The 17,692-nt window shown below is 68.2% G+C and carries 13 protein-coding genes and 5 pseudogenes; 11 read left to right on the top strand and 7 right to left on the bottom strand.

Annotated elements, in window-relative coordinates; translation table 11 throughout:
* The first annotated feature begins 125 nt into the window (after positions 1-125).
* Positions 126-701, top strand: a complete 576-nt coding sequence (locus tag ACIBL4_RS04560; RefSeq protein ID WP_399406585.1) for a hemerythrin domain-containing protein — start codon at positions 126-128, stop codon at positions 699-701.
* Positions 702-992: 291 nt separating this feature from the next.
* Positions 993-1,211: a hypothetical protein gene (locus ACIBL4_RS04555; RefSeq protein WP_399406400.1), complete on the top strand. Its 219-nt coding sequence runs from the start codon at positions 993-995 to the stop codon at positions 1,209-1,211.
* Positions 1,212-1,928: 717 nt separating this feature from the next.
* Here ACIBL4_RS04555 and ACIBL4_RS04550 read toward each other — a convergent pair.
* Positions 1,929-3,098, bottom strand: a complete 1,170-nt coding sequence (locus ACIBL4_RS04550) for a PP2C family protein-serine/threonine phosphatase (RefSeq protein WP_399406398.1) — start codon at positions 3,096-3,098, stop codon at positions 1,929-1,931.
* A gap of 565 nt (positions 3,099-3,663) precedes the next feature.
* On the opposite strand from ACIBL4_RS04550, the gene ACIBL4_RS04545 reads away from it, so the two are divergent.
* From ACIBL4_RS04545 to ACIBL4_RS04525, 5 genes are all read left to right on the top strand, one after another.
* A complete protein-coding gene (locus tag ACIBL4_RS04545; protein ID WP_399406396.1) occupies positions 3,664-4,134 on the top strand; it encodes an SPW repeat protein in 471 nt (156 codons plus the stop codon).
* 483 nt (positions 4,135-4,617) lie between these two features.
* A complete protein-coding gene (locus ACIBL4_RS04540) occupies positions 4,618-4,821 on the top strand; it encodes a cold-shock protein (RefSeq protein WP_003973099.1) in 204 nt (67 codons plus the stop codon).
* 341 nt (positions 4,822-5,162) lie between these two features.
* On the top strand, positions 5,163-6,656 hold the full coding sequence (locus tag ACIBL4_RS04535; protein ID WP_399406394.1) for a DEAD/DEAH box helicase: 1,494 nt from the start codon (positions 5,163-5,165) through the stop codon (positions 6,654-6,656).
* Positions 6,657-6,702: 46 nt separating this feature from the next.
* The gene (locus tag ACIBL4_RS04530; RefSeq protein WP_399406392.1) at positions 6,703-7,107 is read left to right on the top strand and encodes a CBS domain-containing protein; all 405 of its coding nucleotides are present in this window, start codon (positions 6,703-6,705) and stop codon (positions 7,105-7,107) included.
* A 50-nt stretch (positions 7,108-7,157) separates the two neighbouring features.
* Entirely contained in the window at positions 7,158-7,466 is a 309-nt protein-coding gene (locus ACIBL4_RS04525) for an SCO5918 family protein (protein WP_399406390.1), read from the top strand.
* Between the two features lie 92 nt (positions 7,467-7,558).
* Here ACIBL4_RS04525 and ACIBL4_RS04520 read toward each other — a convergent pair.
* Both ACIBL4_RS04520 and ACIBL4_RS04515 read right to left on the bottom strand, forming a co-directional pair.
* Positions 7,559-7,853: pseudogene (locus ACIBL4_RS04520) on the bottom strand (hypothetical protein); the annotation flags it as partial.
* 24 nt (positions 7,854-7,877) lie between these two features.
* Positions 7,878-8,262 (bottom strand): annotated as a pseudogene (locus ACIBL4_RS04515) (ATP-binding protein); the annotation flags it as partial.
* Between the two features lie 1,168 nt (positions 8,263-9,430).
* Between ACIBL4_RS04515 and ACIBL4_RS04510 the strand changes: the two are divergent.
* Entirely contained in the window at positions 9,431-9,769 is a 339-nt protein-coding gene (locus tag ACIBL4_RS04510; protein WP_399406388.1) for a MerR family transcriptional regulator, read from the top strand.
* 458 nt (positions 9,770-10,227) lie between these two features.
* Here ACIBL4_RS04510 and ACIBL4_RS04505 read toward each other — a convergent pair whose 3' ends face one another.
* From ACIBL4_RS04505 to ACIBL4_RS04495, 3 genes and pseudogenes are all read right to left on the bottom strand, one after another.
* Positions 10,228-10,788: a hypothetical protein gene (locus ACIBL4_RS04505; protein WP_399406386.1), complete on the bottom strand. Its 561-nt coding sequence runs from the start codon at positions 10,786-10,788 to the stop codon at positions 10,228-10,230.
* Positions 10,789-11,144: 356 nt separating this feature from the next.
* Positions 11,145-11,672, bottom strand: a pseudogene (locus tag ACIBL4_RS04500) (serine/threonine-protein phosphatase); the annotation flags it as partial.
* 402 nt (positions 11,673-12,074) lie between these two features.
* Positions 12,075-13,760, bottom strand: a complete 1,686-nt coding sequence (locus tag ACIBL4_RS04495; RefSeq protein ID WP_399406384.1) for a ribonuclease J — start codon at positions 13,758-13,760, stop codon at positions 12,075-12,077.
* 130 nt (positions 13,761-13,890) lie between these two features.
* Between ACIBL4_RS04495 and ACIBL4_RS04490 the strand changes: the two genes are divergently transcribed.
* The 3 genes and pseudogenes from ACIBL4_RS04490 to ACIBL4_RS04480 form a co-directional block, all read left to right on the top strand.
* Positions 13,891-14,379, top strand: a complete 489-nt coding sequence (locus tag ACIBL4_RS04490; protein WP_399406382.1) for a GNAT family N-acetyltransferase — start codon at positions 13,891-13,893, stop codon at positions 14,377-14,379.
* A gap of 671 nt (positions 14,380-15,050) precedes the next feature.
* Positions 15,051-15,395 (top strand): annotated as a pseudogene (locus tag ACIBL4_RS04485) (transposase); the annotation flags it as partial.
* Positions 15,396-15,427: 32 nt separating this feature from the next.
* Positions 15,428-15,526: pseudogene (locus ACIBL4_RS04480) on the top strand (3-oxoadipate enol-lactone hydrolase); the annotation flags it as partial.
* Between the two features lie 990 nt (positions 15,527-16,516).
* On the opposite strand, the gene ACIBL4_RS04475 reads toward ACIBL4_RS04480, so the two are convergent.
* Positions 16,517-17,692: a patatin-like phospholipase family protein gene (locus ACIBL4_RS04475; RefSeq protein WP_399406380.1), complete on the bottom strand. Its 1,176-nt coding sequence runs from the start codon at positions 17,690-17,692 to the stop codon at positions 16,517-16,519.

Below are 17,692 nucleotides of genomic sequence, written 5' to 3'. Positions count from 1 at the left end.
TCGGCCCCGCGCGGTCGTGGCCGCCCGTCACCAGCGAGAACCTGGACGAAGCCCAGGTGCCCGCTGTCTGCGGGCCGACGCCGCTTCGGGATCGCACCCCAAGGGAGAATCTCTTGACCGACGCCATGCCCCACCTCGATGACGCCGGCGAGAACGCCGACGTCGTGGCACTGCTGATGCAGCAGCACAACCACATCCGTGATCTCTTCGCCGAGGTCGAGAACGCCACGGCCGACGACCGGGAGGAGGCGTTCCGCAGACTGGTCCGCCTGCTGGCTGTCCACGAGACCGCCGAGGAGGAGGTGGTCCACCCTTCAGCCCGTCGTCTCCTGCAGGACGGTGAGCAGGTGGTCGACGACCGTCTGGAAGAGGAGCGGGCCGCGAAGGAGAAGCTGAGCCAGCTCGACGACATGAACCCCGACGACCCCGGGTTCATGCCCGCCTTGCGCAAACTGCGCGCGGACGTGCTTCAGCACGCGGCTTCGGAGGAACAGTACGAGTTCCCCGGGCTGCGCGAGAAGGCCGGAGCGCAGCAGCTCGCCCTGATGGCCACGGCTGTCCGTGCTGCCGAGGCCATGGCGCCCACCCGCCCGCATCCGGGAGTGGAGACGGCGGCGGAGAATGTCGCCGTCGGACCCGTGGCAGCCGTGATCGACCGGACTCGTGACGCCGTCCGCAAGGCGATGGGCAAGGACAGCTGATCAGGTCGGGACGTTTTCCGGGTGGGGGTCGGTGGTGCGAGGGTGAGGCCGCCGGCGGTGAGGCAGCCGTCGATCAGGTGTGGCCGGAGCTGTATCCTGCGTAACTTCCGGCGGAGGACACGGTCGAGGTCATCGGATGTGTCGAAGGGGTGCATACGGCGGGAAGCGGACCGGTGGTGAGCCAGTCGTGCTCGGCCTCGTACCGTTTCGTGCACGGACGAGCAGGTCGCGGCGGTCCTGCCAGGAGAAGCTCTTTCGTGCGCTTTTGAGGGGGAGGTGGTTGCGGGGTCGATGGATGCGACGGCTTTCCCCACCGACGACGCGGAGCTGCGCGCGGTGCTCAGCGGCCACTACGGCGACCACTCCCTCGCCCCCGGCCGCGCCTCGTTTGGCATGCACGCCATGCTGATCCGCCACCACATCAACGGCGCGAGCTTCGTCGTCGGAGGCTCCGCACGACTTGCGGAGACGGCGACCGATGTCATCACTTCGGCCGGGGAGCCGTCCTGATCTCGGCGGACGTCGCCCACCGTCGAGCTGGACGACAAGGGTTCAGCCCGCGGCCCACTTCCTCGGCAGGGAGAGGGGCGACTTCATATCGCTCGCCCACACCCCTCAGCGGTAGATCTCAGCGGCGTGACCTCCCTGGACTCCAGGGGGATCAACGTCTTCGTCGCCGCTCACCGGCGCGTGAGTGACGCTCAAAGGTGACTGCGCATCGCCGTACTCATCCCCAGCCACCCCACCGTCGAGCAGGCCCTGAATATTTGAGGCCCTGCTCGGCCCGGCTCGGACGGTCTACCGGCTACGGGTGCCGCTGCACCGCCGCGTCCACCTCCTGGCCCATTGGTTCCGGCGCGGCGTCGTCACGCCTTGCACCGGGCGAGGGCCGCTGCGCGCGGGAGGTCGTCATGACTGGTCTCCATAGGGGGCGAGGTCTCCGGTACGCCTGCCCACAATCGCATCAGCAAGACGCGCTCGCTGTGGCCTGAAGATCACACAGATCGAATGGCTCTTCGCCGACTGTGGGACGGCGAAGAGTCGAGGGGCCGCTTCCCCCACCCCCTCTGCCGCCGAGTCTGCCGAGTCTTCCTCCCGTCCGCGCTCACACGCGCTTCGTACGGCCAACGGCCGCATTCAAGACGCCTCTGGCGGGGTACGTCACCGGGACCGCTCTCAGTAGGGACTCAGGAGTAGGCCATCATTCTCTGCGGGGTCGGGGCTCGGTCAGGCCGGTCGGCTGCGATTGCTGTGCCAGTCCAGTATCAGGACCGTGGCGTCGTCCTTGAGGTTGCCGTGGCAGGCGTCGAGCGCCGCGGCGGTCAGGGTCCGGACGGCTTCTCGCGGGTGCAGCGCGCGGGTGTCGTGAATGACCGAGCCCAGGTCGACGGCCGCGGCACCGCGTTCCTGCATTCCGTCGGTGAGCAGGACCAGGCGGTCCCCGGGGCTCAGGGGTAGTTCCTGTAGGCGGTAGGTGGTGGGTGCCGCCACACCGAAGGGCAGGTTGACGGCGAGTTTCACCTCTTCGACGGCGTTGTCACGCAGCAGCAGGGGCCGGGGGTGGCCGGCGTTGACCAGTTCGCACAGCCCCGTTTCGAGGTCGACGCACAGCAGCTGTCCGGTGGCCAGGCCGCGGCTGTGGCTCAGCAGGGCCTCGTGGGCGTGGCGGGCCTGCTTGAGGGCGTCACAGCCGCTGCGACGTGCCCGCCGCAGCGCGCCGACCAGCAAGGTGGCCAACAGAGCAGAGTTCGTGTCGTGGCCCATGGCATCCGTGATCGACAGGTGCAGAGTGTCGCGGTCGAGCGTGTAGTCGTAGGTGTCGCCACCGATGTCGTCGGCCGGGACCAGTCCGGCGGCCAGAGTGAACTGGGCCGCCTCGCAGCAGGAGGCCGAGGGAAGCAACTGGTGCTGGATCTCCGCCGCCAGGCTGGTCTCGGTGGTGCGCCGGCCCTGGTGGTACAGATCGGTGAAGCGGCGGTCCGTGACGATGATGTAGGCCAGCGCGTGGGCCGCGTGGCGGACCTGGCGCAGCACGGTGTCGTCTGCGGACTGCAGGCTCAACTCCAGGACGCCGATGCAGTCGCCGCGGTTGGTGACGGGCGTGATGACGCGTCGTCCGCCCTGGCCGTCCGGTTCCACATTCTGGCGCTGGCTCTGCAGAACGCTGTCGTAGACGCTGCCCCGCAGGTCGATCGGCTCGCCAGGGGTGGCGGCCTTGTCACCGGTCGCGGCGAGGCGTACCAGCCGCTGGCCGATGAGGTCGACAAACAGGAAGGACACGGCCTCGGCACCGAACCGCTTCTGCAGGTCGTGTGCCACCACGTCGACGGACTCACCGGGCGGGGCCGCTTCCGCAGCGGCCAGCAACTCGCCCAGTTCCAGATCTCCACCCTTCACAGCAACCTCCTGTCGGTTGCCGTACCTTCTTCCCCGAGTCTGCGCAACCTCACATATTCTGCCCATTTTGCCTGGTCAGGGCGGCGTTCCAGATCGGTGCGAGCACGTCCCGCCTCCGAGAACGGGCGGATGCCGCTCCGGTCCACGGTGGTTGCTCGACGCGGTGCCGGTGCGGCCCTTTTCGGCCAGGTTTGGATGCCAGTGGAGGGGGAGGGCGACGCCCGATCCCAAAAGCTGGCGCCCGCGTGTCCCACCGAAAGATCATTCCGGGACAGTCCTTGGCTCCGCCCAGGTCGATGGAAGGTGGGATGGAAGCTCCCCCCGGCACGCCACTTCCGGTCCGCGCGCGGGACGGCGTCCCGGGCGCCTCGCAGTCTGAGCGCCCAGCGGAGGTTGCCTCTTCGGGTTCGGCGCCGCAGCGAGGCTCTCAGGGCTGGTGAGGTGCTCTGAAGGCCACCTCCTTCAGTGGCGTCCTGAGGGCGCAGGCAGGTCTGCGATGGTTACCCCGCCCCTGAGGGGTACCCGCCTTCACGTAATGCATATATCGGGCAAATCGGAGGTCGGAATGGCAACGCATCCCCGGTCGGACATGGAAACGCACCCCGACATCCTCGCCATGCGCAGTCGACACGAGATGGCCGAGCGTGTCGCAAGTACTCCGAGGGCGCAGGCCGTCGAGGCGATGGCCCTGATCACGGGCCTCTACCTGGCGGCCTCACCGTGGATCGCGGGTTTCAACGGCTTTTCCACCCTGGCCGTCAACAACTTGATCGTCGGCATCGCATACGCCGTGATCATGAGCGGTGGCTTTGGCCGGGCATACGAGCGCTCGCACAGCATGGCGTGGGCCGCTTGCGCACTCAGCGTCTGGACAATCTTTGCGCCCTGGGTTGTAGCAGGCGACGTCAGTACCACCAGGACCATAGTCAACAACATCATCGTCGGCGTGATCGCGCTCCTGTTGGCCCTTATGGCCGCCGCAGCCGCCCGCCCGGTGGATCGGTCGTCCGGCGATCGCTCATCCCCGCCCAGGTGATCGAGCTCAATCCGAAGATCATGGCACCTGCCCCTACCGCGCTACAGGGAGCCGCCCATTGTCCGTGCTCTGCCCCCGCTGAGCCGCGTCCTGGCGGGGGCGGGTCCCTGTTGCGTTTCCTGGCGGCAGCGGCTTTTCCCTGACCGTCGCGCAGCGTGCCGGTTGGCCACCCTTCCTGAGGCGTTGAACTCCGAGTGAATCAATATCTGTTCCCGAGGGATCAGTTTTTTGAGGGCCGAGCGGCGGGAGTTTTTGCCGCGAAGAGCAGAGTGGAATTATCCAACGTGCACGGGCCGTTCCGGCGTGCTACTGTCTATCTCAGTTGCAGTTGTGGTTCCCAAAACTTCAAGTGCCCCCGCGCCAGGCTTCTGCCGGTCGGGAGCACTTTTGTATTTCCGGTCATTTCCGGGCGGGGTAATCATCGCGGCGACACGGCGTCCGCGCAGTGCGGACGCCGATGCACTGCCCCAAAGGAGATATGACATGGCTGCTGGTACCGTGAAGTGGTTCAATGCGGAAAAGGGCTTCGGCTTCATCGAGCAGGACGGTGGCGGCGCCGACGTGTTCGCCCACTACTCGAACATTGCCGCGCAGGGCTTCCGTGAGCTGCTCGAGGGCCAGAAGGTGAACTTCGACATCGCGCAGGGCCAGAAGGGCCCCACGGCCGAGAACATCGTTCCGGCCTGACGCTCACGCGTAATCCTTAGCTGGGGCCCGCATCCTTCGGGGTGCGGGCCCCAGTTGCACGCGTATCCCGCAGCGGCTTTCACCCGCGGGACGACCCGGAGGAATCCGCAGTACCACAGGCGGTTCCTCCCTCAGGGCGCAGACGCATCCTGAAGCGCTGCACCGCAGCCGGCGCCCGGATCGCAAGGTCCCCATCGCGTCACCCATTTCAGCACCTGCGCCCACGGATGTTTCCGCCGGCCAGATCTGCTTTCTTTTGCACCGGTTCATACTTGTAATTCTCCATGCTGTTCATCGCAGCGGGAATTCCTTGATATGTGCCACATCGAGGAAGGTTCCGCATGAACCGCACGTACACGAACGACCGCCCCGCCCGCTCCCGTGACGGCCGTGCCGACGCCGGAAGGGGCGGCAGCGGCTACGGCTCGCAGGCACCGCGTCGTACCGGCGGGCCCGTCCGCTCCGGCGGTTACGGCCGTCGGCCCGCCGCCGTGCAGGGCGAGTTCGCGCTGCCCAGGACGATCACCCCCGCGCTGTCGGCAGTTGAGGGCTTCGCCGATCTCGACATGCCCGAGCAGCTGCTGGCCGAACTCGGCAGGCAGGGGATGACCGTGCCGTTCCCGATCCAGGGCGCGACGCTGCCGAACTCCCTGGCGGGCCGTGACGTCCTGGGCCGCGGCCGCACCGGTTCCGGCAAGACCCTCGCCTTCGGCCTCGCTCTGCTCGCCCGCACCGCCGGACAGCGTGCCGAGCCCCGCCAGCCGCTGGGGCTGATCCTCGTACCCACGCGTGAGCTGGCGCAGCAGGTGACCGACGCGCTGACCCCGTACGCCCGTTCCGTGCGGCTGCGGCTGGCCACGGTGGTGGGCGGCATGTCGATCGGTAGGCAGGCCAGTGCGCTGCGCGGCGGAGCCGAGGTCGTCGTCGCGACGCCGGGGCGGCTCAAGGACCTCATCGACCGCGGCGAATGCCGGCTGAACCACGTCGGCATCACCGTGCTGGACGAGGCCGACCAGATGGCCGACATGGGCTTCATGCCCCAGGTCACCGCGCTGCTCGACCAGGTGCGCCCGGAGGGGCAAAGGATGCTGTTCTCCGCCACCCTGGACCGCAACGTCGACCTTCTGGTACGCCGCTACCTGACCGACCCCGTCGTGCACTCCGTCGACCCGTCGGCCGGTGCGGTCACCACCATGGAGCACCACGTCCTGCACGTCCACGGCGCCGACAAGCATGCCGCCACGACCGAGATCGCCGCCCGCGACGGCCGCGTGATCATGTTCCTGGACACCAAGCACGCCGTCGACCGGCTGACCCAGGACCTGCTCAACAGCGGGGTGCGGGCCGCCGCGCTGCACGGCGGCAAGTCGCAGCCCCAGCGGACCCGCACGCTGGCGCAGTTCAAGACGGGGCACGTCACCGTACTGGTGGCGACCAACGTCGCGGCGCGCGGCATCCACGTCGACAACCTCGACCTGGTCGTCAACGTCGACCCGCCGACCGACCACAAGGACTACCTTCACCGCGGCGGCCGTACCGCCCGCGCCGGCGAGTCCGGCAGCGTCGTCACCCTGGTCACGCCGAACCAGCGCCGAGGCATGGTCCGTCTGATGTCGGACGCCGGGATCCGGCCGCAGACCACCCAGATCCGCTCGGGCGACGAGGCCCTGAACCGGATCACCGGCGCCCAGGCCCCGTCCGGCATCCCGGTCGTCATCACCGCACCGGTGGTCGAACGCCCCAAGCGCAGCGCCACCTCCCGAGGCCGCCGCCGCCCCGCCTCGGCGACCCGGCGTGCTCCCGTACGCCAGTCCGGCTTCGGCGCGGTGGCCTAGAACTTTCGTGATCAGGAAGCCGGCCCATCTCTGCAGGAGGCATACTTTGACGCTGGTTCAGATGCAGCCCCGCCCGGCGGACGCCGACCCCGTGCACAGGACGGTGGCTGAGGTCATGGGCCCGGCCGGACCGCAGGTCTGTGACGACATGAGCGTCGAGGTGGCGCTGGCCGTCATGGCCGCCGCCCGCACGGGCCGGCTGGTCGTCTGCGACCAGGACGGCCAGTGCACCGGCCTGGTCACCCATGCCGAACTCGCCGCCGTCCGTGACAGCTCCGACTACACGGACCGTGTCCGCCTGCGCGACGTCCTCGGCGACCACGGTTCGTTCGCCTCACCCGTGACCACGATGGCCGAAGCCGAGCGCGCGATGCGCGCCCGTCGGCTCGGTGTCCTGCCGGTGGTCGACGAGCAAGGCAGCGCCCTGGGCATCCTCGCCCTCTCCCGCTGAAACACCTGGCCCCTGGTCGGACCGTTCTTTCCTTCTCTCTGTGAGGCCACATGCGCTGCGTCATCGCCCGCTTCCCCTTCGAGCTCACCAAGGGCGGCGTGCTGGAATCGATGAAGGGCATCAAGCCCGAACCGGTCACCGGCGAATCGGTGATCATCGGCCGCCGCCACTATCCCGTCAAGCAGGTCGGCCAGGTCATCACGCGCCAGGACCGTCGTGACTTCAGCGCCGCCGAAGTCCTGCGGGCCATGGCTCAGCTCGGCTTCACCTGCCGCGCCGTTCCCAAGGCAGCGCCCCTGGGCATTCTCAGCCCGATGCAGCACGCTTCCGCGATGCTCGGCACCCCCGTCACAATCTGACCGGGTAAACAGACACGAGCCGACACCTGAGCAGCAGTGTGGGCCCGACCGGTACGCCGGTCGGGCCCACACTGCGTGCAGCGGGTTCCCGCCACCGTTGCCCTGCGGATCCGGGCGGCACGGAAGTGCAGACGCGTGGGCGGCCCGTCCTCCTCCACGGGGGCGTCGAAGACGGCGGGCGAACTCGCCCAAGTGGGCGGAATCCCTCAGCACATCCGACACCCTCTGCCTCCACGCCGCTTCGGCAGCCAGCCGACCGGTGATGACAGCGCCACCGGTGGCCACGGCCAGGGACATCTGGTTGCTGTGGCCGGACTCCACCAGGGCGGCAACGTCAACCAGCAACTCGTCAGGCTGCCCATGAGGCGGACCATGTTCGCTGGCCATCAGGCTGCTTGAGCGGTGACGCTGCCGGGCAAGGAAGGTGCTCACGGTCTTGCCGCCGGAGGCCCGGCGGGTGACCGCCGTGGCGTGGGCGAGGCGGGTGACCATGGGCCAGCCGAAGCCCCCCGGTACCGCCGTTCAGGTCAGGGATGCGCATGCGCGGCACCTGCCGGCTGGGATCGTGAACGGCGACCTCAATGGTGTCGGGGTGCGCAGTCAGTTCCAGTGTGCAGTGGCCCCCACCGTGGCGCAGGGCATTGGTGACGAGCTCGGCCACGACCACAGTGTCCGCCGCGTCAGGAGCCACGGCCGGCTGCTGCAAACCTTCGAGGAAGGCCCGTGTCATATCGCGTGCGTCGGCAATGGCTGTGGTGGAACGGACGGCTGCGGCGCCGGCAATCACCGTGATCATCACGGTCACCCTGGTCTCTGAATCGTCCGTGCCCCTGCCCCTGGCTACCCAACCCCTGTGCCTCACCCCTCCACCTGCCAACCCCGCAGAGCCCAGTGCTTACCTGAAGGGGACGGAGGACCAAAGTCGACGCATGACGGCACCTGCTGCCGTGAGCCCGAGTCTCCGCAGCCCGCGGACTGCTCGAGTCAGGGGCCGTGCCGGTTCGCCACCAGCTGGGGCGTCACGGCTGGAAACGTCCGTGCCGGTCGATGGTGTTCTCACGAGACGCAGTGTTGGCCGGTGCCGCCGACGGTAGCCGCGGCGCAGGCGGCGACGTCACGCCCACCCGACTGCCACGCGGTGGTGGGTCACTGTGAGCGCCGGACAGAGCCTCGCAGCTGCTTGAACCACTCCATGGGGACCGGTCGAGGCAGACTGGTCGAGACGGAGTACCTCATCTGTCAGCGCGCGGAAATCTATACCCGCTGGAGTAGACATTGGTCGGCGGTGTGGTTAAAGTTTCTGTCGTAGCCGAGATCAAGAGAGGCCCGGCAGACATGAACTGCCGGGCAGCAGTACGCAGTTGCAGTTCGCAGGACGGTGCGGTGGTGGAGTTCCGAAGCCAGAGCGGTTGCAGGACGGCGACGGGACTGACGACCGGACCGGGTGGCCCGCAGTGATCAGGGGCCGCCATGAGCAGTACCGCAGTGGCAGTACTGGTAAGTGAAGGTTCGCAGTACCCAGCAGTGAAGTCAGTGAGCAGTACCTCGGTGAAGGCGTCGGCTGCGGGCGCGCGCACCGGGAGGTTCGGCAGTGGGGTTCCAAGCCAGAGCAGACGCAGGACGGGCGACGGGGCTGGCTGCCGAAGAGTGGCGCTGTTCGAGGCCACCAGCAGTTCGCAGTTCCCGTTAGTGAGTAGTTGATCAAGAGGGAAGAACGGAGGAGCCGAGCGCCATCAGGATCGCCCGGGTGGAAGTCTTGGACCCGGGTACCGCAGGACATCGATAGTGAGGTGGTCTCCGGTCGAGCAACCGCGATCCCCGCGCCCCCGACAGCGTCTCGGTCGGGTCTGCGGAAACAGAGGGCCGGTGCAGTATCAGGGCCGGCAGATGGTGTAGTAGTTCCTTCGGGGCCCTGGTGCCAGTACGGCGCCAGGGCCCCTCCACGCGTTCCACAGAGAGGTGCAATGACAGCAGACGACACGTACGGCCGTCTCGATGACGACGACTACCCCGCCTACACCATGGGCCGGGCCGCCGAGATGCTCGGCACCACACAGGGCTTCCTGCGCGCCATCGGCGAAGCCCGCCTCATCACCCCACTGCGCTCCGCGGGCGGACACCGCCGCTACTCCCGCTACCAGCTGCGCATCGCCGCCCGCGCCCGGGAACTCGTCGACCACGGCACCCCCATCGAGGCCGCCTGCCGCATCATCATCCTCGAAGACCAGCTTGAGGAAGCCCAGCGCCTCAACGCCGAATACCGCCGCGCCACCGAATCGGCGAACCCGACCGCAGCAGCATGAGATGAGCGTGCCCGTCCGCGTCGGCGGGCACAGCACGCATGGTCTGCCGTGCGGTGTGATCGTTTCCTGTGGTGACGCGGCGTGTGGGCGTGTAGCGTCTGCGTCAGCTGTCGTGATTCGGAATTCCCTCGACGTCACCCAGGGCCAGAAGGGTCCGCAGGCCGAGAACATCAACCTGAACTGACCTCGCAGACCTGCCCCAGGGATCGCGCACACTGCGTCCGGTGGGCTCCGCCCGTGCGGGCTTTGCCGACCACCGGGCGAAGCGCCTGCACTCATGCCGGGCGTGCAAAGGATCAGGGTCCGCGCAGCCATTGCTGCGCGGCCCCTGATCTGTTGAGGCGAAGGCGAACGCGACCTCGGCCCGAACTTCCTGACCTCAGGTGATTCAAGCGTCGTCCGGTTCGGGGTGCCGCATGCCCGGCGCCTCTGTTCGCGCAGTGTGGAGCAGTAGACGGTCAGGTGCCCGTCCACGCGGCGAGGAAGGCTTGCCGTCCATCCGGATCGTCCCATCTGCGGTCCGCATGCAGAACGCGCCAGGCGGTGAGCTCGAGATCTCGGAGCCACAACTCGCCGATGACCTGCGTCTTGAGGTCAGGCACATGGTCGGACTCGGCGAGGGCTTGACCGATCACCTCGCCGGCCGCTACGCGCTGGGGCGGAGTCATCTCATCGACGGCCGAGAGGATCTGCCTGGCCAGGGCGGTTCCCTCTCCTTCCAAAGAACGCAGCACCTGAGCCTTCATGTTGACGGGTAGCAGGTACGCGGTGCCCGAGGACCTCCACAGGTCCGACCAGAAGCGTTCGCCTGCCTCGGTGGGGGCAGGCAGCGCGGCCAGCAGCCCGAGGAGATGGCCGGTGGCCGCATAGCCATCGGAGTGGGCGGCTGCGACGACTGCGATGCCGGCGACGCCCTCCACATCGAGCCGGCCGGCCTCGAGATGCGGATCCAGGTCCAGTTGGTGTTCCAACTGGTCTGCGAGGGCGGTGGATACGTGGGGGCGGACCTCAGGAAGCATCGGCGATCCTTGCGCGTAGGCGAGCGGAGATGCCCGTTCGGAAGCCCTGATCTTTCCCATGGCCGGCCGTTCTACTCGGCTTCGGCAGGCCCAATTGGCGGGAGGGGCACCGGGGCTGGAGTTCACGCGGTGGCGAGCCGGCCCGGGCCCGGCGATGGCCCTGGGGTCCTGGACCGACCTTCCATGAATGCTGCCGGAGTGAGGTCTTTTAGCATGACCGCATTGCTGCCAGTGACGCCCAGTCGCCCGAGGGAGAACGAGAAGCTGTGTCCCGTGATGCCGCTGAAGTCGAACACGGTCACGTCGCCTCAGCGCGTGGAGAGCGCCGTGAAGACCGGCTGCCCGACGGATCGCAAGGCGGACATGCAGGGGAGAAGGCTTGACGACGGCAGCAGCCGGTGCTGGATCTCCGCGGCCAGGCTCAGCGGGATGGTACGGCGGCCCCACTGGTACACGTCGGTGTAGGAGCGGTTCGCGGTCACGATGTACGCCAGCGCGTGCGCGGTGTCGCCGATCGCCCGCATCACCTCCCCGTCCGGCGCCGCGGGCAGGAACAGTTCGAGGAGACCGATGGCGTCTCCGCGATTGGTCACCGGGGCGACGATCCGGACCAGCGCGCCGTCGTCCCTCTCCTCCACGCTCGGCCGCTGGGCGCGGATCACGTCGTCGTAGAGGGTGCCCCGCAGCGTGATGCGACGGGCGGGTTCGTCGGTCTCGACGCTGCCCACCGCGCCCAGCCGTACGACCGAACCGCCGGTGAAGTCGGTGATGAGGAACGACACCGACGCGGCCCCGAGGTGCTCCTTGAGCATGCGCGCGACCACGTTGAGCGACTCCACGGGCGCCGCGGTCTCCGCTGCCGCCAGCGTCCCCGCCAAGGTCATCGTGTCCCGGCCGCGCCCGTTCTCCGGAGTACGACTGATCGGCCCACCGTCTCCCGGCTCGCATACGGTCACCGATACTCCTTGTCGCTCGCTGGTACTCAGAGTTTCGGTCCCGGCGGCGCGCGGGCCCGCGCCAAAAGCCCGGTGCTGGCCAGATGGTATGGCACCCACGGTGCCCTTGGACGGTGTTCCACTCGGCCGAGCGCCCGTTCCTTCTCGCTGGCTGCTTGCTGGTTCTGGTCGGTGAGGTGGTGCTTTACGGCGTCGGCGAACGTGGTCGCCTCGGTCGTGCCCGGTGTCGCTGGTGTCGGCGTACAGATGGGTGGCTGCCGACTCCCGTGCCCGGCCGCGATGCCGGCAAGACTGCGACCGGAACCGCGGGCCGTGCTGCCGGGCCGTGGCTCAGGCGTCGATGATGACGGGGATGATGAGGGGCTTGCGGCGGTGGGTGCGAAAGGCCCAGTTCGCCACGGCGCGGGCGATGAGCTGTTCGAGCTGGCGGGCGTCCCCGACGCCTTCCTCGGCCGCGGTGGCCAGGGTCTTCTCGATGACGGGGATGACCGGCTCGAAGGTGGTGTCGTCGTGGACGAAGCCCCGGGCCAGGAAGTCGGGGGCCTCGGCGAGGGCGCCGGTGTCCGCGTCGACGATCGCCACCACCGTGACCACGCCTTCCTCCGCGAGGGTGAGGCGGTCCTTCAGGGACGCCTCGGTGGCGCCGCCGACTTCCATGCCGTCCACGTAGACGTTGCCGGCGGGGACCTTGCCGGTGATGGACGCGCGCCCGTCGACGAGGTCGACGACGACGCCGTCCTCGGCGATGACGACGCGGTCCGGGTCGACGCCGGTACGGATGGCGAGGTCGCCGTTGGCTCGCAGATGGCGCCATTCGCCGTGCACGGGCATGACGTTGCGGGGCTTGACGATGTTGTAGCAGTAGACGAGTTCGCCGGCGCTGGCGTGGCCGGAGACGTGCACCTTGGCGTTGCCCTTGTGGACCACGTGGGCGCCCCACCGGGTGAGTCCGTTGATCACTCGGTAGATGGCGTTCTCGTTGCCGGGGATGAGGGAGCTGGCGAGCAGGACGGTGTCGCCCTTGCCGATGCGGATGACGTGGTCGCGGTTGGCCATCCGCGACAGCGCGGCCATCGGTTCGCCCTGGGATCCGGTGCACACCAGGGTGATCTTGTGGTCCGGGAGCTTCTCCAGCTCCTTCGTGCTCACGACCAGACCGGACGGGACCTTCAGGTACCCGAGGTCGCGGGCGATGCCCATGTTGCGGACCATCGACCGGCCGACGAAGGCGACCTTGCGGCCGTGCTGGTGGGCGGCATCCAGTACCTGCTGGATGCGGTGCACGTGGCTGGCGAAGCTGGAGACGATGACCCGGCGCGGAGCGGTGCGCATCACCTGCTCGATCGCCGGGTTCAGCTCACGCTCGGAGGTGGTGAAGCCGGGCACTTCGGCGTTGGTGGAGTCGGTGAGGAACAGGTCCACACCCTCCTCGCCGAGGCGGGCGAAGGCGCGCAGATCGGTGATGCGGTCGTCGAGGGGGAACTGGTCCATCTTGAAGTCGCCGGTGTGCAGCACCAGCCCGGCGCCGGTGCGGATCGCGACCGCGAGGCTGTCCGGGATGGAGTGGTTGACCGCCACGAACTCGCAGTCGAAAGGTCCGAAGCGCCGCCGGTCGCCTTCCCGTACCCGCACCGTGCGCGGCCGGATGCCGTGCTCCTTGAGCTTGGCCTCCAGGAACGCCAGTGTCAGCTTGGAGCCGACGACGGGGATGTCGGACCGCTCGCGCAGCAGGTACGGCACGCCGCCGATGTGGTCTTCGTGGCCATGGGTGAGGACGATGGCCACGATGTCGTCCAGCCGGTCCCGGATCGAAGTGAAGTCCGGCAGGATCACGTCCACGCCGGGCTGGGTCTCCTCGGGGAACAGCACACCGCAGTCGACGATGAGCAGTTTGCCGGCGTGCTCGAAGACGGTCATGTTGCGGCCGATCTCACCCAGGCCGCCCAGGGCGATGACTCGCAGCCCTCCTTCGGGAAGGGGAGGGGCGGCTTTTAGTTCGGGGTGCGGGTGACTCATACCCTGACGTTACCCGGAGTGCGGGACGACATGATCCGTTGCCTGTGTGATCTCTCTGTGGCAGCGGGTGAGACGGCGAGGCCCCGCCGAGGAACATCCTGACGGGACCTCGGTCCGACATACTTTCCCGATGAGTTCACGCACTTCCCCGGTCAGCCGGCCGGTCACGATACGGAGGGCCGTCGCGCGGGATGCCAAACGGCTCACGCGGCTCGTGCGTGGCTCAGGCGCCTACGAGGGTAAGTACGCGGCCGCAGTCGAGGGCTACCGGGTCGGTCCTGATTGCATCGAGGCCCACCGCGTCTTCGTGGCCGTCGGCGCCGACGAGCATGGAGGCCGGGTCCTCGGGTTCTACTCGCTCGTCCTCGCTCCACCGGAGCTCGAGCTGCTGTTCGTCGCCGACGAAGCGCAAGGACGGGGTATCGGACGGCTGCTCGTCGCGCACATGCGGTCCGAGGCCCGTGCCGCCGGGCTCGACCGTGTCAAGGTCGTGTCGCATCTTCCCGCCGAGGACTTCTACCACCGCGTCGGTGCAGTGCGGACCGGGACCGTGCTCGCATACCCGCCCGCCGTGCCGTGGGACCGTCCCGAATTCGAGTTTCGCCTTTCTTCGGCATGACGCGGTGTGCCGGTTCGCGGAACACCGGCCTCCCGGCATGCCTGCCAGAGCTCGGCGCGCGGCTGCGGATCGTCATGACGGCACTGCCGAAGACGCGGTCGCCGGCCTGCCACGCGGTGCGGCAGAGGAGCTCGCCGCTACGTCGGAGAGCCCGCACCGTTTCTCGGGCCTTGGCGTTACAGCCCGCCCGGCGCCGAACGCTGCCCTGGCACGCGATGTGACCTGGGAGGTCCCGGGCCTCATGGCATGATGCCGTCCGCCACAGGACTTGTCGCCGGCCGCGTCTACCAAGAGAGAGTTCGAGGCCGTCCGTGTGATGGTCGAGGAAGGACGGCTGGTAAGGCGGGCCACGTGGCGCAGTGCTGTCCCGGGCGGGGGTCTGACTCATGAGATCTATGACCGATGTGTCCAGTCACGGGCTTGTCGACTGTCGTTGCGGGATGGTTTCTGCTGTCACCGAGCCACAGGGCGTGTCCCCATAGGGGCCTTGCCGACGATCAGGCACCATCACGGTTCAGACCGCCCGACCAGGCCGGTGCCAGCCACCCAGCACGTCACCACGCGGCAGGCGAACCACCATGACAACCAGACAGCGCAGCACCTCCTCCAGCACGGATCCTCCCGTTCCGGGCGAGGTCGTCCTGGGCGTGGACACGCACGGCGACGTTCGCATTGGTCCGGGCAGCGCCGTCACCTTGCTGATCACCATGGGAGACCATCCCGAGCGGCTGAACACCGAGGCGTCCTTCGCCGCCCTGTGCGGAAGTCCCATCGAGTACTCCTCGGGCGGCCGGAGCTCGCGCCGGCTCAACCATGGTGGGGACCGGCAGGCGAATGCGGCTCTGCACCGCATCGTGTTCACCCGGCTGCGCCACGACCCGCGTACCCAGGCGTACTACGACCGCCGCACCCAGGAGGGCAAGACCCGACGTGAGATCATCCGATGCCTCAAGCGATATGCCGCCCGCGAGGTCTTCAACCTGGTCAGACCCGTCTCCAGCACCCCCTCGTTATAGGGGCGTCCGTGACAGCTGAGAGGCTCAGGCGGGTGAGCGAGACACCACCGAACATCCTGCAATACCGCTTTGACGGGCCGGAAGAGGCTCCCGTCCTGATCCTCGGTCCCTCACTGGGTACCACATGGCACAGGTTGTAGAAGGTGTCCAGGTGCGTCCGCACTAGTCCACTCCGGGCACATAATGCCAGCTCAGCGCCGTTCGGCCCGGTGGAGTCCGCACAGTCGGTGATAGCGGCGTTAGAGCGCAGTTAGACGTGGGGGCAGGCCCCGTCGGCGTGATCCCGACGGGGCCTCGCGTCTAACAGCTACTTGGGTTCGCCTTTCTCGAGCGTCAGGGCGGGGGCGCCGTGACGACGCTCGTCGCACGTCCGAGGTGCAGTGCGCGACATGGGAACTGCCCGGCGTCCATCGGGCTGTACTCCTTTGCTAATGAAAATCCGATGGCTCCCTCCGCCCGCATGCGTGAAGGCTTGCTCAGCGCCCACTGAACGACGGGCCAGATGAATCACTGTGCTGCAGCACCTGCGCGAACCTCGCCTACACCGAGCGGGACATGGCACGACTCCGCGTGCGGTTGTCCGTCCTGGAGACGGAGGCACTCGATCCGATGACTCCACGCCCGCGCCGCGACCGATCCGCCGCTCAGGCGGAACAGATCCGCGCAGTGACGCCGACCAGCAGGCCCGCCTCGCGGGAGCGGCCTGGCTACGTGGGCGGCGCATGACACCCTGTCAACTGATGCGCAAAGCCCTTTCAGCCACCCTCTTCGCGGTCCCCGTGTGGTAGCCCGCCGCCCTCATCGGGGTCGGAATCGCGTTCTGCGCGGCCATACGTGCCCGGACAGTGCGGATACCCTGGGCTCGCTCGTGGGGATTGCCGTCCACCTACATCTGATGCCCCTTGATACCCCTCGCCGAAGCGGTCGGCCTTCCGGTGACGGGCACGCCCGCCGAATCGGCCGGGCGGTAGCGGACCATTTCCACGGTGTGCTCCCCTGACATCGTCACTGCCCGAGCCGGGATGAGGCCGGGAACATGCGATCCAGCCGAAGCCGTAACCGCCATGCAGTACGTGCGGATCAGCGCACGGGTAGGACTGTGCTGTGCATCCCAGAGCGGGTCAGTCTTCAAGCTGATGCGGCTTCTTCTTGCTGGGCAGACCTCGGACGGCCCACGTCTGATCGGGTTCCCCCCGGTCAAGGAGGCCCCGAATCGAGTCCAGCATGAAGCGTTCCGCCGAGCGCAGACTTCGCAGCCCGGTCAGCAACTCCCGGAAGGGCTCCAACGTTCTTTCCGCGTCGGCGCGGCCTTGGGCTCGGAGGGCGCGCACGCGGGACGGCGAGAAGTCGACCAGCCCGGTGAGCCCCCCCACGGGACCTGTCGGCGCGAGTGCACGGCTGGGCCGTACCTCTAGCATGCCGAGTCCCGGGAAGTGGTGGGCGTCCCAAAGCGCTCCCCGGCTGAGGTGGACCACGATGGCCATGTCGCACCCTGCGTGATCGGCGAGGGCGCCAGCCGGGGTGTTGTCGGCAAGTCCGCCGTCGCGGTAGAGCCTACCCGCGATCCTGCGCGGGGGAAGCAGTAGGGGAAGTGCCGCACTGGCCAGGATCGCCTGTCGGCAGTCGTCGGCCCCCAGTTCACCGAGCCGCAGCCAGACGGCCCGAGTGCCCGTCTGTGCTCGTACCACGTCGACGGCCCAGCCCCAGCCCAGTAATATTCGCCGCTCCTCCAGCGCAGGGAACGCCGACACCCACATCGGGATGCCGGTGCGCAGGCGCGCAGGATCGATGTGCTCGAGGACCAGCCGCTCGATCAGTGCGGCGCTCAGCGCAGGCCCACCGAGGCGAGGAAGCAGCCGGGTCAGCTGCTCAAGTGTGGTCTCCTCCAGCGTGCCTTCTTCGAGCGCTTCCCCGAGCCGGACGTCGTGGGGAAGGAGTCCTTGAACGGACTGCCGGGAAACTTGCTCCCACAGGATGTCGAGCTGCGCCACCCCCTGCGCCAGCGAGGGCGCGGCGGCGATGACCGCCCCGTTAAGGGCGCCGATGCTGGCGCCGGCGATAGCGCTGACTGTGGTCCCGATCGACGCCAGATAGTCGAGGACACCATTGTGGTAGGCGCCCTTCGCGCCGCCGCCGCTGAGTACCAGCCCGATCCTGACTGGGGGGCGCGGTGCGGGCGGGGCCGCGGGGCGGTTGCGTGAGGGCTGGTCGGCCGCGCCCGGGGCTGGACTCTCAACACTGGTAGCCGCCCTCCCGATGGCTCGGGCGGCGGCCGCGAGTTCTGGAAGGTCCTTCAT

Source organism: Streptomyces sp. NPDC050416 (assembly GCF_044458845.1).
Taxonomy (GTDB): Bacteria; Actinomycetota; Actinomycetes; order Streptomycetales; family Streptomycetaceae; genus Streptomyces.
This window is presented reverse-complemented; position numbering and strand designations above follow the sequence as displayed.